This is a genomic window from Algiphilus aromaticivorans DG1253 (genome assembly GCF_000733765.1).
In the GTDB taxonomy this organism is placed as follows: Bacteria; Pseudomonadota; Gammaproteobacteria; order Nevskiales; family Nevskiaceae; genus Algiphilus; species Algiphilus aromaticivorans.
Genome location: NZ_JPOG01000001.1, coordinates 2790534 through 2817031, shown reverse-complemented (window position 1 = coordinate 2817031; position 26498 = coordinate 2790534). Strand labels below are relative to the sequence as shown.

General features: G+C 69.2%; 22 protein-coding genes. 11 read left to right on the top strand and 11 right to left on the bottom strand.

Annotation, left to right across the window (positions count from 1 at the left end; translation table 11 throughout):
- Positions 1-9: 9 nt before the first annotated feature.
- The 4 genes from U743_RS13120 to U743_RS13105 are packed head-to-tail and all read right to left on the bottom strand — an operon-like array spanning position 10 to position 6338.
- A complete protein-coding gene (locus U743_RS13120; RefSeq protein WP_043768874.1) occupies positions 10-2256 on the bottom strand; it encodes a DUF3604 domain-containing protein in 2247 nt (748 codons plus the stop codon).
- A gap of 11 nt (positions 2257-2267) precedes the next feature.
- A complete protein-coding gene (locus U743_RS13115) occupies positions 2268-3269 on the bottom strand; it encodes a HupE/UreJ family protein (RefSeq protein ID WP_043768872.1) in 1002 nt (333 codons plus the stop codon).
- Complete coding sequence (locus U743_RS13110) at positions 3266-4108, bottom strand: peptidyl-prolyl cis-trans isomerase (protein WP_043768870.1); 843 nt, start codon at positions 4106-4108, stop codon at positions 3266-3268. Before U743_RS13110 ends, U743_RS13115 begins: the two co-directional genes overlap by 4 nt.
- Positions 4098-6338 carry a DUF1302 domain-containing protein gene (locus U743_RS13105; protein WP_198022036.1) on the bottom strand — a complete coding sequence of 747 codons (2241 nt, stop codon included), beginning with the start codon at positions 6336-6338 and terminating at the stop codon, positions 4098-4100. Before U743_RS13105 ends, U743_RS13110 begins: the two co-directional genes overlap by 11 nt.
- A gap of 211 nt (positions 6339-6549) precedes the next feature.
- Here U743_RS13105 and U743_RS13100 point away from each other — a divergent pair, with 211 nt between their 5' ends.
- From U743_RS13100 to U743_RS13085, 4 genes are all read left to right on the top strand, one after another.
- The gene (locus U743_RS13100; protein WP_043768866.1) at positions 6550-7392 is read left to right on the top strand and encodes an SDR family NAD(P)-dependent oxidoreductase; all 843 of its coding nucleotides are present in this window, start codon (positions 6550-6552) and stop codon (positions 7390-7392) included.
- Between the two features lie 16 nt (positions 7393-7408).
- Positions 7409-8488 carry an MBL fold metallo-hydrolase gene (locus U743_RS13095; protein ID WP_043768864.1) on the top strand — a complete coding sequence of 360 codons (1080 nt, stop codon included), beginning with the start codon at positions 7409-7411 and terminating at the stop codon, positions 8486-8488.
- A 478-nt stretch (positions 8489-8966) separates the two neighbouring features.
- Entirely contained in the window at positions 8967-10067 is a 1101-nt protein-coding gene (locus U743_RS18215) for a glutathione S-transferase family protein (RefSeq protein WP_052368143.1), read from the top strand.
- On the top strand, positions 10067-11185 hold the full coding sequence (locus U743_RS13085) for a glutathione S-transferase family protein (protein WP_043768863.1): 1119 nt from the start codon (positions 10067-10069) through the stop codon (positions 11183-11185). The genes U743_RS18215 and U743_RS13085 overlap by 1 nt, the downstream gene beginning before the upstream one ends.
- A gap of 5 nt (positions 11186-11190) precedes the next feature.
- Here the strand turns inward: U743_RS13085 and U743_RS13080 are convergent, their stop codons facing one another.
- Positions 11191-11826: a TetR/AcrR family transcriptional regulator gene (locus tag U743_RS13080; protein WP_043768861.1), complete on the bottom strand. Its 636-nt coding sequence runs from the start codon at positions 11824-11826 to the stop codon at positions 11191-11193.
- 98 nt (positions 11827-11924) lie between these two features.
- On the opposite strand from U743_RS13080, the gene U743_RS13075 reads away from it, so the two are divergent.
- A complete protein-coding gene (locus U743_RS13075; RefSeq protein ID WP_043768860.1) occupies positions 11925-13403 on the top strand; it encodes a hypothetical protein in 1479 nt (492 codons plus the stop codon).
- Between the two features lie 3 nt (positions 13404-13406).
- On the opposite strand, the gene U743_RS13070 is transcribed toward U743_RS13075, so the two are convergent.
- A complete protein-coding gene (locus tag U743_RS13070; RefSeq protein WP_043768858.1) occupies positions 13407-14570 on the bottom strand; it encodes a HupE/UreJ family protein in 1164 nt (387 codons plus the stop codon).
- Positions 14557-15384, bottom strand: a complete 828-nt coding sequence (locus tag U743_RS13065) for a peptidylprolyl isomerase (RefSeq protein WP_198022035.1) — start codon at positions 15382-15384, stop codon at positions 14557-14559. The genes U743_RS13070 and U743_RS13065 overlap by 14 nt, the downstream gene beginning before the upstream one ends.
- A gap of 111 nt (positions 15385-15495) precedes the next feature.
- On the opposite strand from U743_RS13065, the gene U743_RS13060 reads away from it, so the two are divergent.
- The 3 genes from U743_RS13060 to U743_RS13050 are packed head-to-tail and all read left to right on the top strand — an operon-like array spanning position 15496 to position 20053.
- A complete protein-coding gene (locus U743_RS13060; protein WP_043768855.1) occupies positions 15496-17739 on the top strand; it encodes a DUF3604 domain-containing protein in 2244 nt (747 codons plus the stop codon).
- Positions 17740-17762: 23 nt separating this feature from the next.
- Positions 17763-18785 carry a glutathione S-transferase C-terminal domain-containing protein gene (locus U743_RS13055; protein WP_043768853.1) on the top strand — a complete coding sequence of 341 codons (1023 nt, stop codon included), beginning with the start codon at positions 17763-17765 and terminating at the stop codon, positions 18783-18785.
- Positions 18782-20053, top strand: coding sequence for a DsbA family protein (locus U743_RS13050; RefSeq protein ID WP_052368140.1), 1272 nt, complete (start codon positions 18782-18784; stop codon positions 20051-20053). The genes U743_RS13055 and U743_RS13050 overlap by 4 nt, the downstream gene beginning before the upstream one ends.
- Before the next feature lie 13 nt (positions 20054-20066).
- On the opposite strand, the gene U743_RS13045 is transcribed toward U743_RS13050, so the two are convergent.
- The 3 genes from U743_RS13045 to U743_RS13035 all read right to left on the bottom strand — a co-directional run bounded on the left by U743_RS13045 (position 20067) and on the right by U743_RS13035 (position 22593).
- Positions 20067-20525, bottom strand: a complete 459-nt coding sequence (locus U743_RS13045) for a hypothetical protein (protein ID WP_043768852.1) — start codon at positions 20523-20525, stop codon at positions 20067-20069.
- Positions 20526-20584: 59 nt separating this feature from the next.
- Positions 20585-21712, bottom strand: coding sequence for a DUF3047 domain-containing protein (locus U743_RS18210; RefSeq protein ID WP_052368139.1), 1128 nt, complete (start codon positions 21710-21712; stop codon positions 20585-20587).
- A 101-nt stretch (positions 21713-21813) separates the two neighbouring features.
- Entirely contained in the window at positions 21814-22593 is a 780-nt protein-coding gene (locus tag U743_RS13035; RefSeq protein ID WP_408607404.1) for a ferredoxin--NADP reductase, read from the bottom strand.
- A gap of 224 nt (positions 22594-22817) precedes the next feature.
- Between U743_RS13035 and U743_RS13030 the strand changes: the two genes are divergently transcribed.
- The 3 genes from U743_RS13030 to U743_RS13020 all read left to right on the top strand — a co-directional run bounded on the left by U743_RS13030 (position 22818) and on the right by U743_RS13020 (position 25870).
- Complete coding sequence (locus tag U743_RS13030) at positions 22818-23552, top strand: glutamine amidotransferase-related protein (protein ID WP_052368137.1); 735 nt, start codon at positions 22818-22820, stop codon at positions 23550-23552.
- Positions 23549-24445, top strand: a complete 897-nt coding sequence (locus U743_RS13025; RefSeq protein WP_198022034.1) for an AEC family transporter — start codon at positions 23549-23551, stop codon at positions 24443-24445. Before U743_RS13030 ends, U743_RS13025 begins: the two co-directional genes overlap by 4 nt.
- A gap of 471 nt (positions 24446-24916) precedes the next feature.
- Positions 24917-25870, top strand: coding sequence for a MerR family transcriptional regulator (locus U743_RS13020; protein WP_043768848.1), 954 nt, complete (start codon positions 24917-24919; stop codon positions 25868-25870).
- A gap of 12 nt (positions 25871-25882) precedes the next feature.
- Here U743_RS13020 and U743_RS13015 read toward each other — a convergent pair whose 3' ends face one another.
- Positions 25883-26446 (bottom strand): HNH endonuclease, encoded by a 564-nt coding sequence (locus U743_RS13015; RefSeq protein ID WP_043768846.1) that lies wholly within the window; start codon positions 26444-26446, stop codon positions 25883-25885.
- Positions 26447-26498 lie beyond the last annotated feature (52 nt).

Sequence of the window (26498 nt, the reverse complement as noted above, 5' to 3'; positions counted from 1 at the left end):
CGAGGTCAATCAACGCGGCGCGTTGTACCAGACCGGCGAGCCCCAGCCGCGCTCCTCCACCGTCTGGAAGACCGGGCTGCCGGCAAAGCGCGGGCCGTCCGGTGTTTCCGCCTCGGTAATGCGGCAACAGCCCTCGAAGCCCTGCAGTCCGGTCGCCTCCGGGAAGATGCCGTTGTCCGGGTTCAGCAGCCCGCAGTCCACGTCCTTCGTCAGGCAGAGGTGGGTGTTGTAGCGGCAGCTGGGCACGACCAGCGCGCGCAGGTAGTAGAAGGCGTGATGGTTGGGATCGAACGCCGGGTCCTGCCAGATCCCGGCCAGTTGCGCCGGGTGGTCGCCGGCGAAGACGGCGCAGGAATCCCGCGCCGGTTCGCGCACGGTGTCGCCGGTTTCGGCGATCGTGAAAACGCGGATGCGCTGCTCGCCGCTGGCGTCGACCCAGCCCTTGACGATCTGCAGCGCCTGCAGCGGATGCCCCTCCGGATCCTGCATGGCCCAGGCCGCGATGCGCGGCGCGTCGCCCGTGCGCGGCGGCAGGTCGGCGCCCATGGCGACGCCCGGCAGTTCGGCGAAGGCATCGGGGTCCTGACCCTCGGCCAGGCGCTGGGCGATGTCGGCGGGGAAGCTCTCCCATCCGGCGAGCATGCGCATGCGCAGGCGCGGGCCGGAGGTGCCCCAGGTCTCGCCGCGACGGATGGCCTGCCAGAGCGCGTCGCGCGTGTTCTGCGGCGCCCAGACGCCGGCAAGCCCGCCCGGGTTGAAGGGGCGGGAAACATCGGCGAAGAGCCGGCCTGGGCAGTTGTCGGGATCGGCGGGGTCGGCATTGTCGAGCGCGCCGGCTTCCAGGCACTGCCACTCGCCGAGCTGTTCGGCCGGCTCGTCGTCGAGAATGCCGCCGTGGCCGGTAAAGCCTTCCTCGCGCACATTCCCGGGCGTGCCGTTGTGGTTGTCGGTGGACGCGCTCAGCCCCATGCGGTAGGGGTTGATGCCGTCGAGCCGGTCCTGGATGGCCAGGCCCTGCGTCAGCGCATCGACCAGATAGTCGCCGGAGGTCGTGCAGTTCTCTGGGGCCGACCCATCCGGGGCGACCGTGTCGCAGTTCTGCACGAGATAGAGCGAATCGCGATGCTGGCAGAAGGCCGGATCGTCGTCGGCCCCGGTACAGAAGTCCGCGCACTCGGCCGGGTCGTCGATGCTGCCGGTGCAGACCGTCTTGAAGTTCTCGAAGTCGCAGCGGCTCTCCTCGCCCTGCAGCAGATCCGAGGTCACGCCCACCGCGCACTCGGAGTTGCCCTTGTGCTGACTGACCTCGAAGCCGCGCTCGAGGCGGCCGCGCAGCTCGGCGTCGGCGTGGCTCAGCGGCTGGTTGTCGCGCGCCGGTGGCAGGCCGGTGGCCGGGTCGATGGGCCGGAAGAAGCGGCCGTCGCTGGTGTTCGGGTTGTGTGCGATGGTGAAGACCTCGCAGCCGTCGACATCGACGCATTCGGCCTGCAGGTGGTCGAAGAGCGCCCACTCGATGTTGGCGTTGTCCTGCGCAAAGCTGCTCAGCACCCCTACCGCGCTGAAGACATTGTCCGGCACCGTGTCATTGCGGAAGAAGATATTCCGGTGCAGCGCCTGCCCGAAGGCGTTGGGTGTGTACTCGTAGGCGTGCATCGTCGAGAAGCGGCAGGGCGCGTATTCCTCGTTGTTGATGCGCTGGGTGTCGCGCCAGGCCGAGCGCGTGGTCGGCAGTTCGGCGGTCACGCCCTGCAACAGCGCCAGCAGCGCGTTGGTGTCGCCGGCCACGAAGCTGCGCACATTGGCGCGGATCTGGTTGCCGAGCAGGACGCAGGCGGGGTTCGAGTCGGCCGGCGCGTTGCCGAAGGCCGTGCAGAGGTTGAAGAAGTTGCCCAGCGATTCGGCGTGGTCGGTGACCGCGGCGAAGTCCAGCGGACGGTCCAGCTGTACGCTGCGCGCCGGCGTATCCGGGTCGTCGCCGGCGGGCAGGCTGATGGCTTCGCCCTGGGCGAAGCGCAGCGCCTCGCGCGGGCCGTTGAGCGAATTGAAGAAGAAGGCGTCGATGGACAGATTGGTGTGCGTGTGCAGATCGCCGAAGTAGGCGTTGCGGTGACCGGCGCGGAAGTCCGTGCACGGGTCCTCCGGTACCGGTACGTCGACGATCGGTTCCTCCGCTGGTGCTTCCGCGCCTGGTGCGTTGCCACCGCAGGCGGCGAGCAGGAGCAGAGGGAGCAGGAGCAGCAGCGGCTTGATGGGCATGGCGGGTGTCCTCACAGACCGACGACGGGTTGCAGGCGGTCGAGCAGCCAGAAGGCGGCGACGGCGCCGATGGCGGTGGTTGCCAGCCGCGTGACGCGGGCCAGCAGGGTGGTGGCGTGCAGCAGTCGCGCGCCCAGCACGAGCAGCGCGATGACGCCGAGCTGGCCGGCTTCGACGCCGAGGTTGAAGAGCAGCAGTGCGCGCCATTGCGCGTCCGGCGGCAGGCCGATCTCGGCGAGCGCACCGGCGAAGCCGAAGCCGTGCAGCAGCCCGAAGCCGAAGGCCACGAGCCAGGGAAAGCGCTGCGTCAGCGTCGCCGGCGGCGCACCCGGCCGCAGCCGTGCCAGCTCGACGGCCAGCAGCAGAATCGACAGCGAAATGACGGCCTCGACGGCCCCCCTGGGCAGAGTGATGTCTCCTATCGTCGCCAGCCCCAGCGTGAGGCTGTGCGCGACCGTGAAGGCCGTCACCGTCGCCAGCAGTGCGCCGGCGCCGCGGCCGGTGGCGGCGATGAGCAGCATCAGCCCGAGCACGAAGAGCAGATGGTCCGGCCCGAGCAGGATGTGCTCGACGCCGATGCCGAAGTAGGCGTCCAGCCCGACGGCTTCCTTGCCGCCGGCGAGCGCCAGGCCGGGAGCGAGGCGATCCACGCGCGTGTACTCCGTGTCACCGTTGGCGCGGCTGATGTGCAGCATCGCTTCGGGCCGCTGGCGGTCCAGACCTTCGACGGTCAGGCGGGTCTCGGTGAGCGGCCGGCTGCACTCCAGCTGCCAGCGGCGCAGAACGGCCGTCGCCGTGCGCTCGACTTGCGGTGCGGCGGTACGGGCGCAGTCGGGCTGGAAGCGCAGTCCGATGGGCGCCACCAGCTCGCCCCCGCGCAGCGGATCCTTGGTCGCCACACTCAGCCGATGGGTATCCTGCAACTGCAGCTGCACGCTGGCCACGGGTAGCTCGTGCGCAGCCGCAGGCGGGGCTAGCACCATGAAGCTCAGAAGGAGGGCGCGCCAGGTCATTGCCGATCTGCTCGCTCGACCCGGAAGCCTTCGCGAAGCGTCTCGATGGCTTCGGCATTGGCGCGCTCGCGCTGATGGCTGCGGTAGTCGGCGCGCAGCCGCTCGCCGGCCGATTCCACGGTCGCCGCCTGGAAGGGCGTGCGTTCGGTCACGCGCAGCAGATGCCAGCCCAGTCGCGTAGCCACCGGACCACTCCAGCGATGGCGCTCCAGGGCGCCGAGCTCGGTGGCGAAACCGCTACCGAAGTCGCGCGCGAGCTGCTGTGGCGTGGCGTCGTCGACGCGCGCGCCGCCGGGGAAGGGATCGCCCATTCCGTTGGTGGCTGACGCGCCGTCGCGCAGGAGCGCGAGCGCGGCGCGGGCGCGCGCCTCGGCGTTGCTGCCGCGCGCGATGAAGACGTGGTCGAAGCTGACGCGGGGCGGCGTCCCGAAGCGTTCCGGGTGCTTGGCCAGCCAGGCTGCCGCCTCGGCCTGGCTCGGCTCGGTCAGGGGCGTGGCGTCCTCGATGAGATAGCGCATCTTGCGCACGAGCTGGCGGCGGATCAGCGGGTCGTTGCGATGCAGACCCAGCTCGCGCGCGCGGCGGTAGAGGGCCTCCTCGGTGACCCAGTCCGCCACCAGGGTGTCCAGTTCACCTGCGTCGGGCGCGCGCCCTTCACGGGCGGCGAAATCCGCGCGCAGGCTGCCCAGCCGCGCCTCGGAGACGGCAATGGTGTCGGCTTCGGCCCCCACCCCCATCCGGTCGACGGCGAATATCAGCGCGCCGAGCAGCAGGAAGACGAGCAGCGGTTCTCGGGTCAGGCGGCGGATTCCGGCGTGCGCGGCATCCTCAGAAGGCATAGGTCAGCACGGCGGTGAAATGATCGCGGTCCTGCCGAAGGTTGCGATCGCCGGCGCCGGCATAGACGGTCTGCTCCATCGTCAGCGTCGTATTCGGCGTGAAGCGCGTGGCGAAGCCTGCGGTGATCTCGATGCGGTCGGCAACGAAGTTCTGGATGGGCGAGGCCGAGGTCCCGTGCACGTCGTGATCGAAGCGCAGGCGCGGGAAGATGCTCCAGCCGAACAGCGCGTTGAGATAGCTGGGCTCCAGCAGCAGGCGATAGCCCCAGGCGAAGTCGTCGGCGAAGATGTTCGGGTTGGCCTGTTCGGGGTTGGCCCGACGCGTGTCCGGCTCGCCGCCGCTGCCGCTGCCGTCCGCGCCGGGGCTGAAGTGCGTGTTGGTGGCGCCGGCCCCCTCGATCTGCAGCTCGCTCAGTGGCGGCAGGTCGAAGATGCCGGTGGCGCCGGCCTCGACCAGCAGCAGGATCTGGTCGGCGCGGATGTAGTTGCTGCTGGAGAAGACGCGGATCGCGGTGAAGCTCGCCTGCCCGACCTGCAGCCGCTCGTAGCCGTTGAAGCGTTGGCCGCCTTCGAGCGGCTGGTCGCGGTAGCGGGTCTGCAGGTAGTCGGGTACGGCCGCGCGCGCCCCGGGGATCGTCAGCACGGCACCGGTGTCGGTCGCCACGCCGATGTCCTCGGCCGGGAAGGCAGGATTCAGACCCGCGAAGACGACGTCGCGCGTGTGGACCTGCACGGGCTGGTTCGGGCTGTAGGCGATCTCGCCGGCCACCGACCAGCTGCCGATGTTGGTGGTGCCGCTGACGCCGAAGAGGCGGATGTCCTCCGGGTAGTCGACGAAGGGCTGGAACGTGTCCACCGGGGTCGGTTCGCCGCCGATCTCCGGGGTTCCGGGCACGGCCGCTGCGAGTTCCTCCAGCAGGGTGCCGTTGACGACGTTGAGGCTGCCGTTGAAGCCGCCGCAGGCAATCAGCGCCTGCGCGAAGCGCGTCTCGTCGATGACGCCGTCCAGCCCGCCCGGCAGCGTCCCGACGAGCTGCGGCAGCAGGCCGGCCAGACCCTGCGGGTCGACGGCATCGAGATCGCGAAGACAGCTTTCCTCCGCCGCGAAGCCGCTGAGATAGGGCAGGCGGCTGTGATAGTTCATGCCGTAGGCGGTCAGCTCGGTCCCACCGTTGAGCCAGTCGGCGTAGTACTCGGCGCGCAGGCCGAACTGGCCCGAGTCGCGCGGGTAGCCGAAGCGCTCGTCGCGCAGATAGGTGGTGCGTGTGGCGCTGGAGAAGGTCCCCGCCAGGCCGGCCGGCCGGAACTGCCGGTTCGGGTCCTCCGGGTACTGGCCGATCCCGAGGGTGATGTGGGTTGGGCCGCGGCCGGCGCCGGCGCCATCGCTGATCGACAGCAGAGAGCCGGCGACATCGGGTTCGGATGGCTCCCAATCGAGCTGATAGAAGCCACCGAGCACGAGGGTGCGGCTGAGCTCCCAGTCGGCCGTGAACAGCGGTACTGGCACGAAGGCGTTGCGCAGACGCGTGCCGGGCTGGCGCAGCAGCTGCGCGCTGACCGGGTTGACCTGGTTCAGGCTCGAGAAGACCAGGAAGGTGCTCTCGCCCCAGCGCAGCGTCTGCTGCCCGATGGCCAGGCCCAGCGGCTTGCCGAACAGCTGCACCGGGAAACTGACGAAGGCTTCCAGAAGCCGGAAGCGGCTGCCCAGGTCGGCTTCCAGATCGTGGCGCCGCGGCACGTGCCTTGGCTGATAGAGCGTGTTCTGGTTGAAAGTGTCGAAGTTGCTGTTGACCGGGTCGAAGAAGGCCAGTCCGGAGACGCGGGCCGCCAGCCGGCCCCAGTCGAGTGTCAGGACGGGTTCGTACTGCGCGGTGGCGTAGGCGATGTCGCCCTGCGCGTAGTTGAGGTTGCCGTCGTCGCCGTTGACGTTGTAGCCGCCGCGGGCATCGACCAGACGCTGGTTGGGCTCCGGGTCGCCGGCGAGCGAGATACAGTCGTCGGCGTCGCAGAGCGTCTCCTGACCGGGCACATTGAGCTTGGCGAGCAGCCGTTCGTCGCGGTCGCTGGTGCGCCAGGTGGCGCCGAGGGCGACGCGTCCCTGCAGGCGGAACTCTGCCTCGCCGAGCCGCCAGTCCACGGCCGGTGCCGCGCCGGACACAGCCAGCAGCCCTGTTCCGAGTAGCAGCCGGACGCTCCAACGGCGCGCGGCGATCTCCCCCAATTGCCTCATTGTGTCTCCTCCGGCCGTTTCCCGGCACATGTGCGGCCAAGCCGCCATTCCCCTTGCCAGCACTATTCCGGAAATTGGACGTTATGTAAACGCGCAGTAGCATAGGCGCACGCCCTATATTTGACAACATGTAAAAAATAATTGCAAGCTACCGATTCCGCGGTACCAGTAGGGCGGAGACCCGCGCCGAGGCCGCTTTCGGAGACGAGGGATGACGGGGACGTTCGGGGGCAAGCTCTGTGTCATCACGGGCGGTTCCAGCGGCATCGGCTACAGCATTGCCGAGCGGCTGGCGGCGCAGGGTGCGCGCCTGCTGCTGGTGGCGCGCGATCCGGTCGCACTCGAGCGTGCGGCGCAGTCGCTGCGCACTCGGGGGGCAGCCGAGGTGGCGGTGCTCGCAGCCGATGTCACGCAGGAAGCCGATCGCGCGCGGCTGGTGCCGGCGGTAGCGGCGATGGGCGAGGCGGCCGATCTCGTCGTCACCAGCGCCGGCATCGTCAGCGCCGGGTTGCTGGAAGAGACGCCGCTGGCCGAATGGCAACGTCTGCACGCGCTCAACGTCCTCGGTCTGGTGGGCGTGCTGCAGACGCTGTTGCCGGCGATGCGCGCCCGCGCCGAGGCCGGTGGGGGCGGCGGCCACATCCTCAACATTGCCTCGGCCGCCGGTCTGGTCGGCTTCCCCGGCATGAGCGCCTACGGCGCCACCAAGGCGGCGGTGGTGGCGCTCAGCGAGAGTCTGCGCGCCGAGCTGTCCGCCCTGGGTATCGGTGTGACGGCGGTCTGCCCGGGTTTCGTGCAGACGCCCATTGCGGACAAGCTGGCGCTCTTCGGCCGCATGGACAGCCCGCGCACGCGCAAGGGCATCGCGCGGTGGTTCGCGCGCAATAAGCTCACACCCGAGACGGTAGCGCGCCGCGCGTTGGCGGCCGCGGCTGCCGACCGTCCGCTGCTGGTGGTGGGCCGCGACGCGCGCGCCGGCTATCTCGGCAAGCGCTGGGCGCCGGCGCTGTTCCGTCGCTCGCTGGCGCGTGCCGGCGCCGCGGCGAATCGCTGATATAGGGAGAACCCGCATGATCAAGAAGCTGCTCATCGGCATCCTGGGGCTGGCGCTGATCGCCGGGATCGGCCTTCACTTCTTCGGCGACCAGCTGCTGCGCGGCGTCATGAAGCGCCAGGCCATGGCTGCGCTCGCGGGCGAGGGTCTGGCGAAAATGGCCGGCGGCCTCAACGTCGCGCTCTGCGGCGCCGGCGCACCCCTGCCCGACCCCGGCCGCGCCGGCCCCTGTGTGCTGGTACAGGCCGGCGAGACGTTGCTGGTGGTGGATGTCGGCTCGGGCAGCCCGCGCAACCTCGGGCCGATGCAGGTGCCGGCCGGCGCCATCGACGCGCTGCTGCTGACGCACTTCCATTCCGATCACATCGACGGCCTCGGCGAGTTGATGCTGCAGCGCTGGGCCGGCGGCGGGCGCGACGCGCCGCTGCCCGTGATCGCGCCCGAGGGCGTGACCCCCATCGTCGACGGCTTCAACGCCGCCTACGCCCACGACTTCGGCTACCGCGTCGCGCATCACGGGACGGCGGTCGTGCCGCCGTCGGGAGCCGGCGCCACTGCGCAGCCCTTCGCGATGCCGGAGGCGGCGGGTCGCGAGGTCTACGCGGCCGACGGGCTGCGCGTGATGGCCTTTCCGGTGAGCCACGATCCGGTCGAGCCGGCGGTGGGCTACCGCTTCGACTACCGCGGCCGCTCGGTGGTGATCAGCGGCGACACCACGGCTTCGCCGACGGTGGCGGCCTTCGCCGAGGGCGTCGATGTACTGCTGCACGAGGCGCTACATCCGGGGCTGGTCGGTGTGCTTACCGAGGCCGCCGAGGCGGCCGGCAACGCCCGTTTCGCGACCATCACGCGCGACATCCTCGACTACCACACCAGCCCGGTGGAGGCCGCCGAGATCGCGCAGCAGGCCGGTGTCGGTGCGCTGGTCTACTACCACATCGTTCCGCAGCTGCCGAGCCGGATGCTGGAGAGCCTGTTCCTCGAAGGCGTCGCCGATGCCTACGACGGGCGGGTAGAGGTTGGTGCCGACGGGCTATGGGTGCATCTGCCGGCCGAAGACGATGGGATCCTCTTTGATTCGCTGATTGCCTTCTGATTCGTGATGCTTGTCGATGCTGCAAATGAATCCCGCAGGGCGCGCCGCTTTTTTGCACGGCGATCACCCGATGGCGACGCCGCGAAGCGGCGAGCCAGTGCGATCCGTGCCCTTTTAGGGTGGCCGAGGCGGGCGTCGCGCGCAGGAGTCGCGAGGCAAGGATGCCGAGCGAGCGCGACCAGGCCAGGGATGGCCTGTTCGCGCGTGCTCCGAGCACGGCGCCCGCCTCGGGTACCTGCTTCGGCGAAGCTGGAGCAGGCCACCCGGCGGGCACCATGGCTTTGGGTACTTTGGCCGGAACCAAAGTACCCCGCGCCAGTCGCGCGGCTGCATCTGATAGCGCTGTCGCTACGAGGCGCGGAACCCGCGAGCGAAACGGTTCTTAGGCCATCCTCTGCGAGCCGCTTCGCGGAGCAAGAGGGCGGGACGCTCCCCAATGGAGCCAAGCATCAAGGCATGAACAACCTCCGGTAACAGCATGAAAAACACCTATCGCCTCTACGGTTGGCATCTCTCCTACTTCAGCGGCAAGGCGCGCGCCTATCTGCGCTACAAGGGCATCCCCTTCGACGATGTGGCGGTGAACGCCTGGACGCTGCTGAAGCGCTTCCCGAAGAAGACGGGCGCCACGGCCATGCCGGTGGTGGTGACGCCCGAGGGCGAATGGTTGCAGGACACTACCGCGATCATCGAGCAGCTGGAGCGTCGCCACCCCGAGCTCCCCGTCATGCCGGACACTCCGGTGCAGCAGATGGCGGCGATGATGATCGAGCTGTGGGCCGACGAGTACTGGATTCCGCCGGCGATGCACTACCGCTGGTCCTATCCCGAGAACGAGCGGCTCTTCCTCACCGAAGCCGGTCGCGCGCTGCTGCCTTGGGCGCCGGCCTTCATCGGCCGGCGTGTGGCGCAGCGCTCGGCGAGATTGCTGAAGAGCTATCTGCCCGGCGTCGGTGTCACCCCTGCACAGCAGCCGATCATGGAAGCCTGGACCGAGGCCATGCTCGACGCGCTTGAGGCGCATTTCACGCGCCACGACTATCTTCTAGGTGGGCGGCCGACGCTTGCGGATTTCGCGCTGGCCGGCCCGCTCTATGCGCATCTCGGCCGCGACCCGTGGCCGAAGCGCGAACTGATCGCTCCTCGCCCGGAGCTGGCGGCCTGGATCGCGCGTGCGCACGGCGGCGAAGCCGGCAGTGGCGCGTTGCTCGCCGATGACGCGCTGCCGGAAACATTGGCACCGGTCGTCGCCTCCGTCTTCCGGGAGCTTCTACCCATGCTCGAGGGCATTCGCGACCAGGTGGCTGCGTACGCTGAACGGCCGCCTATAGAGCGCGGGCGCTTGCCGCGCATGATGGAAGCGGTGCGTTTCCCGATGGGCGAGACCAGCTTTGAACGCGGCGCCATGCCCTACGCGCTGTGGATGATGCAACGGGTACAGGCGGCCTATCGCAGCCTCGACGACACCGCCCGCGGGCAGGTCGATGCGTGGCTGGCGAGCCAGGGTGCGGCCGATGCGCTGTCGCGCGACTGGGGCCCGCCGTTGCAGCGCAAGGGCTTGCGCGCCGAGCTGGCGTAATGAGCGGGCGCGCGCCGTATACCGTCTACAAGATGGACATCTCCTACTTCAGCGGCAAGCTGGAGTGCTATCTGCGCGCCAAGGGAATCGCCTACGAGCCGGTGGAGGTCGACGCGCGCGCCTTTGCGCGGATCCATGCCGCCACCGGGGTGAAGAAGGTGCCGGCCGTCGCGCTGCACGACGGCCGCTGGCTCTTCGACACCACGCCGACCATCGCCTGGCTGGAAGTCCAGCACCCGACGCCCTGCTTCCAGCCGGCGGATCCGGCGCTAGCCTTTGTCTCTGCGCTGATCGAGGATTACGCCGACGAATGGCTGTGGCGCCCGGCGATGTGGTGGCGTTGGGAGCCGATGCCCTCGCGCCTGGCGCTGGGCCGGCGCATCGCCGAGAGCGTCGACCTGCCGGGCGTACCGAAGGCAGCCTTTGCGCGCTTCTTCGCCTGGCGCCAGCGCCGTACCTGGTTGTGGGGCGATGGTATGGATCGCGGCAATGCCCAGGTCGTGCGCGATCTCTATCTTGAGGAGCTGGATCTGCTGGAGGCGGTGCTCCGGCGCCAGCCCTTCCTGCTCGGCGATACGCCGAGCGTCGCCGACTTCGGTTACTGCGGGCCGATGTTCCGGCACTTCGGCAACGACCCGGACCCGGCCGAGGTCATGCGCCGGCGCGCGCCGGCAGTCGCCGAATGGCTGGCGCGCTTGTGGAAGACACCGCAACCGGAACACTCGCCGCGCTGGCAGTGGCCCGATGCGCCGGAATGGCAGCGGTTGTGGGCGCGCATCGCCGGCGACTACCTACCCTATCTGCACGCCAATGCGCTGGCCTTCCGCGATGGGCGGCGGCGCTTCGATTGGCAGGGAGCGAGCATTGCTCTTCGCGGCACCGTCACGCATCACTATCGCGTTGCCTGCCGCCATGCGCTGCAGCAGCGCTTCGCCGCGCTCGATGTCGATGCGCGCGAGCGCGTCGAAAGGCTGTTCGCGCCGCACGGCGGTTTGGGGGCATTGCACGCCGACGGGGCGATCGATCCCGGCACGGCGGCGACATCCCCGCTGCCGGTGACGGCCGGCCGGCACCGCCAGTCGCTGCGCGTGGCCTTGCTCGGCCAACCGCGGAACTGAGCGCGCTAGCTTTCGGGCGTCCGCGTCAGACGATCGAGCAGCGCATTGAAGATGGCCGTGCCGCGTTCGCGGCTGAGGTCGCCGTCGCGTACCAGCTGGCGCATGCCCCAGAAGGCCATGACCATCATCCAGCTGCCGGCGCGGGCGTCCTCGCCTTCAAGACCGAGCTCGCTCTCCATCGAGGGCTGCCAGGTTTCCGCGACCAGCTGGCGAATGCCGCGGCGGATGCGCTCCAACTCGGGCGTAGCGCCGGCCGTTCCGGCTATGAGCTGCCAGAGCGCGTCACCGCGGCCCGGTGGCAGATCCAGCGTCACCGCCTCGGCGCTTTCGGCCGCTTCGCGCAGATTGCCCGGGTGTGCCGCGATGGAGGCGCGCGTGCCCTCGATGGTGTCGTTGAAGATGTGCCACGCCGTCTTGGCGATCAGCGTCTCGAGATTCGGGAAGTAGTGATAGACGAGCTGCCGGCTGACACCGGCAGCCGTCGCCAGCGCGCTCATGCTGAGCGCCGTCCAGCCCTGTGCCTCGACGACGCCGGCGGCAACGTCGAGCAGCATCTGCTTGCGCTCACCGCGGCGAAGATAGGAGCGCTTGCGGCCCGCGCCGGCGGCGGCCCGCGCGGATTCTGAGGATTGGCGTGGCATGGCGCGAGCTTAAGGGGCGGAACAGCGCGCTGTCGACACGGGCCGCTCCCGGCGACGTCCGAATTGGGCAGAATGTAAGAAAACACGAGGAGGCGAGCATGTTCACTGCCATCGCGCGCGCTGCGCTGATGCTGTCCGCGGCGCTGTTGCTGAGCGCTTGCGGCAACGGAAGCGCCGTTACTGCTGGCGACGGCGCGCCTGTCGCCTCGGCACCGCCCGACGGCACCGAGCCGCGCGCCGGTCTCGGCTGCAGCTGGTTGGCGGTATCGGACATCGAGACGACGAATGTCGCCTTTCCGGATGCCGGCGCGCGCTACTGGCTCGCGCTGGTGCCGAACATTCCGGGCACCCGGCTGCGCATCGACGGGCGCTATCCGGATGCGCGCTACTTCTCCTTCAACGTCTACGACCCGCTGCTGCGCCCCATCGACGCCATTGCCGACGTCGAGATCGCCCCCGATGAGGCCGGCCGCAACCCATTCCGCAATCCCGACGCGGGACCCGGTGCGGGCTATACGGCCTTCGTCGAATTCACCGGACGGCCCGATCAGCCGGCGCCGAACAGCATCTATTCCGGCCAGGTCGATCTCGGCCCGGGGCTGCCCAATCCGCTGACGGCCATGCTCTACCGCACCTATGTGCCGGCCGACTTCGAGGACTTCAAGGGCGGTGTCGGACTGCCTCAGCTTGCGCTGGAGACCACGGATGGCAGCAACGAGCTGTTGCCGCTGGGCGCTTGCGAGGAGGCGCCGCTGCCCAATGCCTTCGGGCTCTTGCCGGGCGTGCCGCTCAACGATCTCATCGTCGGCGCCGACTACCCAGATGCCGTGGATCAGGCCCTCGGGCTGAATCTGCCGCTGGCGACCTCTCCGCCCAGCACGCGCGTCTTCTACGGGCTGCCCGATACCGCGCTGGCCGTCCTGGGCAACCTGCTGCCGGCCGAGCTGCCGCTGACGGATGCGCTCCCCGAGCAGACCGCAGGAGGCGGCGGCTTTCTCAGCAATGTGCACAACGCCTACACCTCCACGGGCTTCGATCGTGCCTTCGGCGATATCTATCTGCTGCGCGCCCGTGCGCCCACCTTTCCCGGCGATGCGCGGGCGGCGAGCAGCGGTGCGCGGCCCAACCTGCGTTACTGGTCGGTCTGTCAGAACGAGTTCGCCACCCAGCGTTTCGTCGATTGCGTCATCGACCGCGACGCGCCACTCGACGCGGAAGGCTTCTTCACCGTGGCGGTGTCGGATGCCGCCGACCGGCCCGGGAACGCGGTGGCCGATGCCGGTATCGCCTGGCTGCCCTGGGGCGGCATCTACAAGGACGGCATCCTGATCTACCGGCACATGCTGCCCGCCGACGATTTCGCCGAGGCCATCCACAACGTGCCGCGCGGGACCGATCCGGACGCGGTGATGGGCGACTACTTCCCGCAGGCGACCTACTGCAGCCGCGCGACCTTCGAGGCCGCCGGGGGCGATGCCGCAGAGATATTCGCGGCTTGCGCCGCCGAACAGGCCGAACGCGCGCCCGGCGGCCTGCTCGGGCCGGTCCTGAATGCCAGCGGCGCGGCGGGGCGCTGAGGCTCAGCCGAAGAGGCGGAGCACGAACCAGTAGACACCGATGCCGGCGGCCATGCTGCTGGCAGCAGCCGCAGCCGGCAGGCGCGCGCGGCGCAGCAGCAGAAGCAGCGGCCAGATGGCGGTGAGCATCAGCAGCTGGCCCGCCTCGACGCCCAGATTGAAGCCGAGCAGGGCGGGCAGCAGCAGCGCCGGCCCCAGATCCAGCGCCGTGAGCTCACCGGCGAAGCCGAAGCCGTGGAAGAGTCCGAAGGCTGCGGTCAGCGCCAGCCGCAGGGGCAGCCCCGGCGCGTCGCGCGCCAGAAGCGCCGTGTAGCACAGCCCGGCCAGCGCCAGGCCGGCCACCACCGTCGGCGCCATCACCGGCGACAGCGCGGCCAGCCCCAGCAGCCCCGTCGCGGCGGCGAGCGCGAAGCCGCGGCTGCGTGTGTCCAGACGCACGCCGTTCTCCAGCGCTATCAGCACGATGGACAGCGCGATGAAGGCCTCGATGGCCGGCGCGGCGGGGCGGGCGATGTCGAGCACGGCCAGCGCCAGCGTGGCGCTGTGACCGAGGGTGAAGCCGGTGGCCAGCACGACCACCTCCTTCAGCGAGCGCGCCAGTACCACCAGCACGAGCAGGAAGAGCAGATGATCCCAGCCGGTGAGGATGTGGCTGACGCCATGGGCGACGAAGGCACCGAAGCTGCCGGGTGCGGTGCTTGCGCTGGCCTGCCACCGCCACTCTGGCTGGCGCGGGCTCAGCACGGCGCTTACCGGTTCTTCGCCGTTGGCTTGCAGGCGGGCGAAGTGGGTATGCGCGATGGCACTACCCGCGAAGAGGCCACTCGCCAGCATGCGCGGCGGCGACGCGCAATCGACGCGCCAGTGGTGGATGAGATTGCCGTCGCGCACCTCGGGTGGCAGGCGGGCGCTCGATGCACAGACGCCTTCGGCGTCGTGCACGCGCAGCGCCGCCATCAACGCTTCGCCGGCGCGGGCGCGGCCTGTCGGGGTCTCCGGCCGGATGCCCATGCGCGTGATCTCCAGCAGCGGGATGACCACCCGCGCCTCGACGCTGCTGCCGGTGACCTCCCAGAAGCCGTGCGAGACGCTGCGCGTGTGGGCCTCGGCCGCGCCGGCCAGCAGGCTCAGCAGCAGCGCGCCGGCGAGCCGCCTAGTCCGGGTCATCGCTGCGCTGCACCGGGTAGCGCTCGCGCAGCGCAGCCAGCCGCTCGGCCATCAGCGCCTCGGCGCGATCGCGGACGATGGCCTGACGCAGGCTGTCGGCGATGTCGGCAAAGGCCGGCTCCGGGGCCGGCTGGCGCGCCTCCAGGCGCAGCAGCAGATGGGTGCCGGCCTCGGTGACGATCTGCTTCGGCTTGCCGGTTTCGAGCCGCGTCGCGGCTTCGGCGGCGCTGGCGCCGACGTAGTCGCGCAGTTTGGCGGCCGGCAGCGGGCCGTCGGGCAGGGGCAGGCGCGTGCCCCCCTCGCGCCGCGCGACCGTGGCCATGTCGCTGCCCTCGGACAGCGCTTCGGAAGCAGCCCGTGCGCTCGCCTCGTCGGGGAAGCGCAACGCATCCAGCTGCAGCAGATCGGGGCCGGCAAAGCGCGCGCGGTTGTCGGCGTAGTAGGCGCGCAGCGTTGCCTCAAGGACCGGCTCCGACTCGGCCTCGGCGCGCAGGCTGTCCAGTACCTCGTCGACCAGCGTGTCGCGCAGCCGCGGCACGCGCTCGACCAGGCCGAGATCGCGCCCGTGGGCGACGAGCAGGGCCTCGTTGACCAGCTGCTCGCGCACGCGCCGCCGGTCCGCCGCGGTCAATGGCCCGCGCTTGTCGGCGGCGACAGCGCGCAGTGCGGCTTCGTAGTCGGTGCGCGTGATGTCCTGGCCGGCGGCGCGCGCTATGAGGTCCTCGGGGAGCGGGGCTGGCGCTTGCTCCCGGATCAGGCCCATCATGGCGATGGCCAGGCCGGTGATCAGCCCGACGATCAGCCAGCGTGTCATGCGGGGGCTGTTCGTGCTTGCGGTCATCGCGCTGCGCGGAAGCAGGACGGCGACATGGCCTTAGAATATGACATGATGTAAAAAATATAGAACAAAACGGGGAGGTGCGCGATGCGGGGATTCATTATTGCGCTGCTGGTCGTGGGGGCGCTGCTGGGCGGCGCGTTCGGCTTCATCGCCATCGACAGTCGCGGCGAGCCCGAACAGGCCGGCACCATCACGGCAGCGCAGCACGTCGGCGTGGCGGAGGCCGAAGCCCGGCAGCGATCAGCGCGCGAGACGCTGGATGCGCCGGCTACCAAACAGATCCTCTTCGGCGACGTGCACGCGCACACCACCTTCTCGATGGACGCCTTCGCCTGGAGCCTGCCCGTGCTGGGTGGCGAGGGTGTCCACCCGCCGGCCGACGCCTGCGATTACGCGCGCTTCGTCGCGCAGCTCGACTTCTGGGCGCACACCGACCACGCCGAGAGCCTGACGCCGCGGCACTGGCAGCTGATCCGCGACACAGTGCGCGCCTGCAATGCCGCCGCCGGTGACCCGGCGAACCCCGATCTAGTGACCTTCCTCGGCTGGGAATGGACGCAGATGGGCAATACTGCCGAGACGCACTACGGCCACCGCAACATCTTCCTGCTGCACGACGACGAAGACCGTACGCCGACCCGGCCGATCGCTGCCGCCGGTGTCGCCTTCGACGCCATGCGCCAGGACAGTCTCTCCGCCTTCGAGAAGTACATCGGGCCCTATCTGGTGAGCCCCGGCAGCCGGCAGCGGCAGTTCGACCAGCGCCGCAAGTCCGCCGAGCTGCGCGCGGTGTCGCCCTGTGAAGACGGCGTGCCGGTACGTGAGCTGCCCGCCGACTGCATGGAGCTGGCCGCTACGCCGGAGGTGCTGCTGGCGAAGCTGGCCGACTGGGATCTCCCGGTGCAGGTGGTGCCGCACGGCACCACCTGGGGCTTCTACACCCCGCCGGCCTATGACTGGGACAAGCAGATCGTGCCCGAGCACGCCGACGCCGAGCGCCAGAAGCTCATCGAGGTCTATTCCGGCCACGGCAACGCCGAGCCCTACCGCGATTGGCGTGCCGCCACGCGCGTCGCTGACGGCGAGCTGGCCTGTCCGGAGGCTACCGATGATTATCTGCCGAGCTGCCGCCGCGCCGGGCAGATCGTGCGCAGCCGTTGCGATGCCCCAGAATCGGCCGAATGCGAGGCCGAAGTCACCCGCGCGCAGAAGCGCTACGTGCAGGCCGGCCGTGCCGGGCATCTGGTCGTACCGGGCACAGACGCGGCCGACTGGCTGGACGCCGGTCAGTGCCGCGACTGCTTCCAGCCCCCGCTGAATCACCGGCCGGGTGGCTCCGTGCAGTACATCCTCGCCAAGCGCAACTTCGACGAATCTGATGAGGACGGCGACCCCTTCGGGCTGCGCTTCGGCTTCGTCGGCTCCAGCGACGACCACAACGCGCGCCCCGGCCATGGCTTCAAGGAGGTCGACCGCCAAAGCGTCACCGACACCTACGGCGCGCACAATCCGCTGGCGCAGAAGGTCTTCGTCGACGCCGCGCGTACCGACGCGGCCGAGGGCGGCTCGCGCGCCTTCGACCCGGGCAACGCCGCCTACAACTTCCTGCAGGTCAACGAGTCCGAGCGCCAGGCTTCCTTCTTCTACACGGGCGGGCTGATGGCCGTGCACAGCATCGGGCGCGACCGCGAGGCGATCTGGGACGCCATCAACCGGCGCGAGGTCTACGCCACGTCGGGACCGCGCATCCTGCTCTGGTTCGACTTGATCGAGGCGGATGCGCGCCAGCCGATGGGCAGCATCCTGCGACGCGGAGATGTTCCCGAGTTCGAGGTGCGCGCGCTCGGTGCCTTCGAGCAGCGCGACGGCTGCCCGGAGGATGTCGTGGCGCGCCTCGGCGCCGAGCGATTGCAGAAGCTGTCGGGGGGCGAGTGCTACCACCCCGGCGACACCAGGTACCCCATCACCGCCATCGAGGTCGTGCGCATTCGGCCACAGACCGACCCCGACGAACCCGTCGGCGAGCTGATCGAGGACCCGTGGAAGGTGCTGGACTGCCCCGGCGACGGCACGGGCTGCACCGTGCGCTTCAGCGACCCGGAATATGCGGAGGCCGGCCGCGAGACGATCTACTACGTGCGCGCGCTGCAGGCCGAGCAGGCCACCATCAACGCCGCCAACCTGCGCTGCGAGACAAATGCCGCGGGCGAATGCGTGGCGGTCGACCCCTGCTACGGCGACCCGCGCACGCCCGCCGAGGACGACTGCCTGGCGCCTGCCGCCCAGCGCGCCTGGTCCTCGCCCATCTATCTGCGCCCCTCGAACTGAGCCTTTTCGAAGAAGGAGACGGCATGACCGCGCCCTACCGCCTCATCGGCAGCACGCCCTCGCCCTATTCCAACAAGCTGCGCGCGCTGCTGCGTTACCGGCGCATTTCCCACGTCTGGGTGCCGCGCACGGTGGCGGTGGAGGCCGAGATCGCGCACGTCAAGCCGCAGATCGTGCCGATGCTGCGCTTCCCGGAGGAGACCGACTACCGCGTCGACTCGACACCGCTTGCGCACGCGCTGGAGGCGCGCCACGGCGCGCGCTCGGTGGTGCCGGCCGATTCCGCCGACGCCTTTCTCTGTCATCTGATCGAGGACTTCGCCGACGAGTGGGTCACGAAGATCATGTTCCACTACCGCTGGTACTACGCGGCCGACGCCGACTTCGCGCAGGCCTGGATCGTCGACGAACACCAGCCGGGCGCCGACGCCAACCGCCGTGCGCAGGCCATGGCCTATATGCGTGAGCGCCAGCAGGGGCGCATGGCGCTGGTGGGCTGCACGTCCGACAACGCGCCGATCATCGAGGAAAGCTTTGCCGATCTGCTCGCGGCGCTGGAGCCGCATCTCAACGGCGCCGCCTTCCTCTTCGGCAGCCGGCCGTCGCTGGCCGACTTCGCGCTCTACGGCCAGCTCAAGATGCTGGCCACCGATCCGACGCCGCAGGCGGTCCTGCGCGAAAAGGCGCCGCGACTGGACGTCTGGCTGCGCGCGATGGACGATGCCTCCGGCGTGGAAGGCGACTGGCGTGAGTCCGGGGCAAAGCCCGCCCCAGCCATCGCTGCGCTGCTGGGTTTGGTGGGCCGCGACTATCTGCCCTTCCTGGCGGCCAATGCCCGTGCCTGGGAGGCCGGCGAGGAGGAAATGGCCGTGCAGCTGCGCGGGCGACGCTACGCGCAGGCGCCCTTCCGCTATCAGGTGAAGTGCCTGAGCGCGCTGCGCGAGGCCTTCGCCGGCCTGGATGCAGGCAGCCGCCAGCGCATCGCGCCCTGGCTGGAGACCGCGGGCTGCCTCGAGGCCATCGACGCGCAGGGGGTGTCGGCATGAGCGCGCTAAGGACAAGGCTGCGCGCGGCCGTCGCCCAGCGGCTCGTGCAAGGCCCCGGCCCGCTGCAGCGGCTGCGTGCGCGCGGCCTCGATCCGCTGCTGGGCCGGCCGCCGACGCTGGAGCTGTACTACGAGCCCGGCGACCCGCATTCACATCTGGCCGCGCGGTGTCTGCCACGACTGGCTGAGCGCGTGCGCTTGCCGCTGACGGTGCGCGTGGTTGGCGAGCCGGAGGCCGAGCTCTACCCGGAAGCCGACAAGCAGCGCGGCTTCGCCTTGCGCGATGCCGAGCGCATTGCGCTGGCCTACGGTCTGGACTTTCCGGAGGCGGCCACTATGCCGCCGCCACAAGCCTGCTTCGAGGCTGCCCGTCTGCTCGCCGGCATTGCTGAGCCGCGCGCCTTCGCCGAGCGCGAGGCGGTGGTAGCGGACGCCCTCTTCCGCGGCCAGCCGCTGCCAACTGGCGAACGGCTGGGTGAGGCAGAGACCCAGCGCCTGCTAGCCGCCAACGGCCAGCGCCGCGCGCGGCTCGGCCACTATCTGCCCGGCATGTGGCAGCTCGCCGGCGACTGGTTCTGGGGTGTGGATCGCATGGCGCCGCTGGAAGCGGCCTTGTGCGCCCGCGGCGCCCTCGAAGGCGAGGCACCGTTGCTGGGCTTCGACGCGACAAAAGCCCGCCTGCCTGCGCCGCCGCAAGGCGAGGCGCCCATCGAGTTCTTCTTCAGCTTCCGTAGCCCCTATTCCTATCTGGCGGCAGAGGCGCTTCGTGAGGCGCTGCCACGGCTGGGCGCGCCGCTGGCCGTGCGGCCGGTGTTGCCCATGGCCATGCGCGGCATGAAGGTGCCATCGCGCAAGCGGCTCTACATAGTGCGCGACGTCAAGCGCGAGGCCGATCGCCTGGGCCTGCCCTTCGGTCGCATCGCCGATCCCATTGGCGCAGGCGCCGAACGCTGCCTGACCGTCTTCCAGCTCGCCAAGGGGGTCGAGCAGCAGCTCGATTTCCTGGTGTCGGCCAGCCGCGCGGTCTGGGCCGAGGCCATCGACGTGGCCACCGACGACGGCCTGCGTCAGGTCTGCGAGCGGGCGGGGATCGCCTGGACACGCGTGGCCGAAAAGCTCGCCGCCGGCATGGACCTGGAGGCCGCCGAGATCAATCGCAGCGCCCTCTTCGAGGCCGGGCTGTGGGGCGTACCCAGCTATCGCTGGGGCGATTTCAGTACCTGGGGGCGTGATCGTTTCTGGATGGTGGAGGCGCTGGCGCAGCGTTGAATCTGAGGCGCCCTCAGTGCAGCCGAGTGGCGGCATCCTCGCGTCCGGCGATGGGTAGGTTGAGATAGCTCTGGAAGAAGCCGGCGTGCCGTTCGGGGCGCAGCAGCAGCTGCATGCACTGTTCGGCCCAGGGGCCGGCTTCGCCGTCGAGCTGGCCGCCGAGTTGCTGGAAGGTGCGGCTGAGGCTGAAGCGGGCCTTCTCGGCGTCGCCGTAGCGCTCGAAGCTGTCAGCCAGGTAGATGCCGGACAGCGTCAGCCGGGTCACGGCCTCGCGCGCGGCGACGCGTTCCCGACCCAGCGCCTCGCTCATCAGTTCGAAGGCGCAGCCGATGTAGGGGATGGCCTGGCGCAGGCTGTCCAGCGCGTAGTGCAGGCCGCCGTTGCTCATCCATTCGAACCACAGTGTCAGAAGCTGATCGGCGTCGTGGTCGCGGATCAGGCTCTCGCGGTGATGGCGGCAGAGGAAATACATGGGCAAGGCTCCATAGGACGGAACCTCACAATAATGAGAACGATTTCTATTTGCAATAACTAGCCGATGGGTACCGGCGTGACGGCGTCGGTGCCGTCGACCAGCGCGATGTCGCGGTAGCGACAGGCGCCTACGCCGCGCTGGAAGAGCGAGTTCGCGATCAGCCATACGCTCACCACGCGCTCCGGCGGCGTGCCGCCGATGGCCGCGTGGTAGTCGGCGAGCAGATGGCGCTCCTCGCTCAGCCATTGGCCGAGCTCCTTCGGGTCGTTGCGGATAACCCAGTGCGTCTCGCGCTGGTCCCACCAACTCAGCGGGCATTGGAAGACGGTGTCGATGGCCAGCCCGGAACTCCACATATAGGTCAGATCCAGGCCGTTGTCGAACTCGACGGCGATGGAGAGATAGTCGTGGGTCGGTTGGGTGTGCTCGGGCAGCGTCGAGGGCAGCTGTTCGGCTAGCCATTGCCAGCGCAGGCGCAGGTTATCGTCCAGCGGCAGCGACACCGGATGCTGGAGGATGCCGACGTCGGCTTCGGTATGGCAGCAGAGCGCCTCGGGTGCCTCGTCGCATGGACCATAGATGCGCCCTTCGCCAAGGCGCCACAGGTAGCGCCAGTTGCCCGGGGGTGTGGCGCGCTCGGGGCGGGCTGCCGCGACGGCGAAGAGTCTCTGCTCGTGTGCCAGTGCCGCGCGCAAGCCGGTCTCGGCATCGCGGCGCCAGACCACCACTGCCGCGAGCAGCTTTCCGCTGACCTTGGCGCGCGGCACTTCAGGGCCGAACTCGCCTTCCTTTGTGGCGAACTCGCCGGGTATGGTGGCGATCAGCTCAATCCGGGTGTCGTGATCGAGCTTCAGGCTATGGCCGTTCTCGGCAATCTTGTGCGCGTCGCCGCCGTCCATTCGGTACCAAAGCGCGGCCTTCGGGCCGGCGCCGATGCGGAGCAGGCGCGACAGGCGCGCTTCGCCCGCGGCGAGCAGTGTGACTTCGCTACCTGCGGGCAGAGTGGTTACCGTCGTCCAGCGCGCGCTGCCGGCGGGCAGCTCCGCCCAGTGCAGTGCGTGCACCTCGTCGCCGAGCTTCTCGACGGCCTTGCTCAGACGCTGACGGAACGCGCCGGGGGCGGGTTGGGTGTTGTGGACACGTCGCAATCGTCGCCGCAGCTGCTGGCGAGCCAGCCGCAGCATCGTGGGCAGGGCCGGCGGGGCAGGTCGTGTGGCGGCGGAGTCGGGTGTTCGCGGTGGCATTCCCCGAGACTGCGGGAACGCCGCCAGGTCGGCAAGCCTTACTAGTGCTCGGCGAAGGCGCGCTCGAAGACGTAGTCGCCCGGATCGCCGATGTGCTGCGAGGCGCGGAAGCCACGCTCGTCGAGGATCGTGCGGAACTCGTCGAGCATGGCCGGGCTGCCGCAGAGCATGATGCGATCCTCGGACGGGTCGAGCGGCGGCAGGCCGAACTCCTCGGGAATCGTGCCGTCGGTCAGCAGCTGCGTGAGGCGACCCTGGTGCTGGAAGTCCTCGCGCGTGACGGTGGGGAAGTAACGGAACTGCTCGCGGATGGTTTCGCCGAGCAGTTCGTGCTGCGGCAGTTCGTTCTCCAGATACTCGCGGTAGGCGAGATCGGCGACGCGGCGCGTGCCGTGGCAGAGGATCACGGTGTCGAAGCGCTCGTAAGTGCGCGGGTCCTTGATGATGGCGAGATAGGGCGCCAGCCCCGTACCGGTGGCCAGCAGGTAGAGGCGCTTGCCAGGGTGCAGGTCGTCGATCAGCAGTGTGCCCGTGGGCTTCTTGCTCAGCAGGACTTCGTCGCCCGGCTGAAGATGCTGCAGGCGCGAAGTCAGCGGGCCGTCGGGCACCTTGATGCTGAAGAACTCCAGCGTTTCCTCCCAGTTGGCGCTGGCTACCGAGTAGGCGCGCATCAGCGGCTTGCCGTCCACCTGCAGGCCGACCATGATGAACTGGCCGTTTTCGAAGCGCAGGCTCGGGTCGCGGGTTGTCGTGAAGCTGAACAGGCCCTCGCTCCAGTGTTGGACGCTCAGAACACGCTCGTTAAGAAACTTTTGCATCAGTGAATCCTGGTGGTGATTCCGTTTGGATCTATTATATGGGAATGGCTCGCAAGTAAATCCCCCAAAGCGCCGATGGCATGATCTAATGCCGCTGCGCGCGAAAGCCTCCGGCGCGGCCATGTGCGTCAGATGCCGTCGCCATGGGCCTCGGAGGCTGCTGTGGCACCTTCCTGCTTGTTGCACCGCATCATATTGGACTAAGAACATGTCTGAATGTTCTCGACATGCCAGGCGATTGGCGCGCCGGCGGGCTACCTGAGGCGCGTATGCGGCGCCTGCATGCCATCCGCCATGTCGCTTTCGAGGATCTCGGCGTTATTGCCGAGGTCGCGCGAGGGCTCGGCTTCGCGCACAGCTATCACCGCGCGCCGGCGCTCGCGGCCTCTGCTTTTCCCTGGCTGACACCGGAGCCGGTGGTGCTGCTCGGCGGTCCCATCGGTGTCGGCGACAGCGAGGCGCATCCCTGTGTTGCCGAATCCATCAACGGGCTGCGCCCACGATTGGCGGCCGGGCTGCCGACGCTGGGTATCTGTCTGGGCGCGCAGCTCATGGCTGCGGCGCTGGACGCGCCGGTGCGCGAAAGCGGCGCACAGCACATTGGCTGGTGGCCGCTGCAGCTTGTCGAAGGCGGCGGCCCGCTGGCAGCCATCGGTGCGCAGTCGGTGCTGCACTGGCATGGGGATACCTTCGCGTTGCCGAAAGGCGCGCGTGCGCTCGCGACCACCGAGGCGATCCCCTGCCAGGCCTTCGATCTGCCGGGCAAGCCGGTGCTTGCGCTGCAATTCCATCTGGAGGTGCCGGCGTCGGCCATAGAGGACTGGCTGATTGGCCACCACGGTCAGCTGCAGCGCGAAGGCATCGACACGTGCGCCTTGCGCGCCGAGACGCAGCGCTGGGCGCCGGCTGCCGAGTGCGCGGCGCGCAAGGTTTTCGGCGACTGGCTGCGGGCGGCGTCGTGAGTGAGCTGCTTCTGGTCGTGGTCTGCATCGGCGCCGGCGCCCTGGTGGTGCGCCTGCCGCATCCGCCGGGTCTGGTCGCGGGATTGAACTGGTGGGTGATGAACATTGCGCTGCCGCCGCTGATCGTGCTGAAGGTCACGGCGCTGAGCTGGACCGTGGAACTGCTCTGGCCGGCGGCGGCGATGTGGCTGGTCTTCTTCGGTGCCTGGCTGACGATGGTGGGCATGGGTCGGCTCTGCGGCTGGACGCGTGGCGAGACTGGTGCGCTGGTGCTGACTTGCGGTTTGGGCAACACCGCCTTCGTCGGTTATCCCTTGATCGAGGCGCTTCGTGGCGATGAGGCTCTGGGCGTGGCCGTGGTCGCGGATCAGCTCGGCACCTTCCTGCTGCTGTCGACCTTCGGGCTGGTCGTGGCGGCCTGGTACGCCGGCACGCGCGTGGCGCCGGCGGCCATTGCACGACGCGTGCTGTTTTTTCCGGCCTTTATCGCGCTCGCACTGGCAGTCGTATTGCGTGCATTGGCGCTGGATATTCCCGAACTGCTGATACCGGTGCTGGCGCGGCTCGGAGACACACTGACGCCGCTGGCACTGTTCTCGGTAGGCCTGCAGCTGCAGTTGCGCGCCTCCTGGGGCGATGTCGGGCGTATGGCGGCCGGTTTGAGCTGGAAGATGCTGGCGGCGCCGGCGCTGGTCTGGGCCGTGCTGGCCTGGCGCGGCGTGAGCGCGCCGGTAGCCGATGTCGCCGTGTTGCAGGCGGCGATGGCGCCGATGATCACCGCCGGCATTCTCGCGCAACAGCACGGCCTGGCGCCGGCGTTGGCCAATCGCATCGTCGGCGTCGGCATCGTTCTGTCGCTGGCCAGCGTGCCGCTTATCAACGCGTTGCTGTGAGCATCGTGGAGTACTAGTAGCCGGCGCGGGGGAACGAACCTTCGCGAAGCGCCCGCGCTGAGGGTCTGGCGCTGCAGCCGGCACTCCGGGGTGTGCAGGCCAGGGTGCGCGATCCCGGCACCAATGGAATCAAGCAGGCCGAAGGGCCCGATCAGTGCCAACGCGTGCGATTACCGCCACGCGGGCGGCGCTTCAGGCCAGCTGCGCAGGGATAACTGATGCCGCCAATTGCAGCTCGCCGGCTTTTCCGGCTGCCCTCGGCATCCCCCCCCCGAGCCCGAGCATCCAAGTCAGTGGCATGGCGTGAGTTCGGAGGGTGTCAGCAATCCTGGTCAGTCGCCGCTTCCTCTCGCGACTAGGATTTGACAAGAAGCTGGACGTATCCGATACAAAGCGGAAAAGTTTCGACGAAACCCTAACACCGTCGGTACATTTCGCAACGAACGATTTGGTCAGACAGAGCCCGCAGTCATGACGGAAGAAGAGCTTCAGCATCCCCAGCACCCCATTCAAGTCGCCGCGCGCCGGAGTGGTTTGTCGACGCATGTCATCCGCGCCTGGGAGAAGCGCTACCAGGCGGTAGCGCCCAAGCGTTCCGGTACCTCGCGGCGGCTGTACTCCGACGCCGAGATCAATCGCCTGAGCCTGCTGCGTCGCGTCACCGAGGCCGGCTGGCGCATCGGTGACGTGGCCGATCTGCCCGACGAGAAGCTGTCGCAGCTGCTCAAGGATGAGGGTATTCCGAGTACGCGCAGCGTCGCGCAGCCGCCGGAGCTGGAGGCGCCCACGGTCGAGCAATTGGTGAAGCTGTCCATGGACGCGGTGGCGCGACTGGACGGGCCCGGCTTCGTGCAGGTCATGGAGCGTGCGACGGCGGTGCAGTCGACGCCGGTGGTCATGGAGGAAGTCATTCAGCCACTGATGACGGCCATCGGCGAGCGCTGGCGCATGGGGCGCATGCGCGCCTGCCACGAGCATTTTGCCTCGGCGCACCTGCGCTCCTTTCTCGGTGAGGTGCTGGCGCAGGCTTCCACGCTCAGCGATGGGCCTGCCCTGCTCGTGACCACACCGTCGTCGCAGACGCACGAGCTGGGCGCTCTGATGGCGGCGGTGATCGCCGCGCGCGCCGGCTGGCGGGTGATGTATCTCGGCCCCATGTTGCCGGCCGACGAGATCGCCTTCGCCGCCGATCTGACGCGGGCACGGGCGGTGGCGCTGTCCATTGCCTACCCGGCCGACGACACGCGCTTGCCGGCCCAGTTGCTGCGGCTGCGCGCGCAGCTCCAGCCCGGCGTGCCGATATTTGCTGGTGGAGCGGCCGCCAGTGGCTACAAACGTGCGCTGGAGCAGATCGGCGCAGTACTGCCTGACACGTTGGCCGATTTCGACCGCGACCTGGAGGCGCTGCGTCGCGCCGGCGACTGACGGGAGCCGGTGTCAGTGGCCGCGCGCATCGCGCGCGCGGCGTGCGAAAGTGCGCAGGAAGTCCATCTGATCGGCGAGGATGCGTCGATTCTGCAGGATCAGGTATTCGGCCAGATTCGGCGTAAAGGGTACCGCCAGCAGCTTCATGCCGGCCTGTTCGGGCGTGCGATCGTCCTTGGCCTGATTGCAGCGCCGGCAGGCGGTGACGCAGTTCTCCCAGACGTTGTCGCCGCCGCGCGAGACGGGCACGACGTGGTCGCGCGTCAGCTGGCCGGGCGGGAACTGCCTGCCGCAATACAGGCAGAGATTCTCGTCCCGCTGGAAGAGGGTGCGATTGTTGAGCAGCGGTATGCCGCGCTCGAAGCGGTGCGAGCGGTCGGCGACCGCGACGATGGAACCGATCTCGAGGCGCGACTGCACGCCCTCGGCATTGATGCCGCCGCGAATGACAAAACGCTCCTCACCCGTCTCCCAGCAAACGCGGTTGCGGGCATAGAGCGTGGCGGCCGTCTGCCAGTCGATCCAGCCGACCGGCAAGCCGCCGACATCGAGTTTCAGTATCGATGGTAACGACATGGCGTGGGGCCTCTATCTACTCCGCATCCTAGCCGATAACGGTGCCGCACGG

Coding starts and splice junctions, on each gene's coding strand:
- U743_RS13120 (WP_043768874.1), bottom strand. CDS start 2,256: ATGCCCATCAAGCCGCTGCTGCTCCTGCTCCCTCTGCTCCTGCTCGCC.
- U743_RS13115 (WP_043768872.1), bottom strand. CDS start 3,269: ATGACCTGGCGCGCCCTCCTTCTGAGCTTCATGGTGCTAGCCCCGCCT.
- U743_RS13110 (WP_043768870.1), bottom strand. CDS start 4,108: ATGCCTTCTGAGGATGCCGCGCACGCCGGAATCCGCCGCCTGACCCGA.
- U743_RS13105 (WP_198022036.1), bottom strand. CDS start 6,338: ATGAGGCAATTGGGGGAGATCGCCGCGCGCCGTTGGAGCGTCCGGCTG.
- U743_RS13100 (WP_043768866.1), top strand. CDS start 6,550: ATGACGGGGACGTTCGGGGGCAAGCTCTGTGTCATCACGGGCGGTTCC.
- U743_RS13095 (WP_043768864.1), top strand. CDS start 7,409: ATGATCAAGAAGCTGCTCATCGGCATCCTGGGGCTGGCGCTGATCGCC.
- U743_RS18215 (WP_052368143.1), top strand. CDS start 8,967: ATGAAAAACACCTATCGCCTCTACGGTTGGCATCTCTCCTACTTCAGC.
- U743_RS13085 (WP_043768863.1), top strand. CDS start 10,067: ATGAGCGGGCGCGCGCCGTATACCGTCTACAAGATGGACATCTCCTAC.
- U743_RS13080 (WP_043768861.1), bottom strand. CDS start 11,826: ATGCCACGCCAATCCTCAGAATCCGCGCGGGCCGCCGCCGGCGCGGGC.
- U743_RS13075 (WP_043768860.1), top strand. CDS start 11,925: ATGTTCACTGCCATCGCGCGCGCTGCGCTGATGCTGTCCGCGGCGCTG.
- U743_RS13070 (WP_043768858.1), bottom strand. CDS start 14,570: ATGACCCGGACTAGGCGGCTCGCCGGCGCGCTGCTGCTGAGCCTGCTG.
- U743_RS13065 (WP_198022035.1), bottom strand. CDS start 15,384: ATGACACGCTGGCTGATCGTCGGGCTGATCACCGGCCTGGCCATCGCC.
- U743_RS13060 (WP_043768855.1), top strand. CDS start 15,496: ATGCGGGGATTCATTATTGCGCTGCTGGTCGTGGGGGCGCTGCTGGGC.
- U743_RS13055 (WP_043768853.1), top strand. CDS start 17,763: ATGACCGCGCCCTACCGCCTCATCGGCAGCACGCCCTCGCCCTATTCC.
- U743_RS13050 (WP_052368140.1), top strand. CDS start 18,782: ATGAGCGCGCTAAGGACAAGGCTGCGCGCGGCCGTCGCCCAGCGGCTC.
- U743_RS13045 (WP_043768852.1), bottom strand. CDS start 20,525: ATGTATTTCCTCTGCCGCCATCACCGCGAGAGCCTGATCCGCGACCAC.
- U743_RS18210 (WP_052368139.1), bottom strand. CDS start 21,712: ATGCTGCGGCTGGCTCGCCAGCAGCTGCGGCGACGATTGCGACGTGTC.
- U743_RS13030 (WP_052368137.1), top strand. CDS start 22,818: ATGCCAGGCGATTGGCGCGCCGGCGGGCTACCTGAGGCGCGTATGCGG.
- U743_RS13020 (WP_043768848.1), top strand. CDS start 24,917: ATGACGGAAGAAGAGCTTCAGCATCCCCAGCACCCCATTCAAGTCGCC.
- U743_RS13015 (WP_043768846.1), bottom strand. CDS start 26,446: ATGTCGTTACCATCGATACTGAAACTCGATGTCGGCGGCTTGCCGGTC.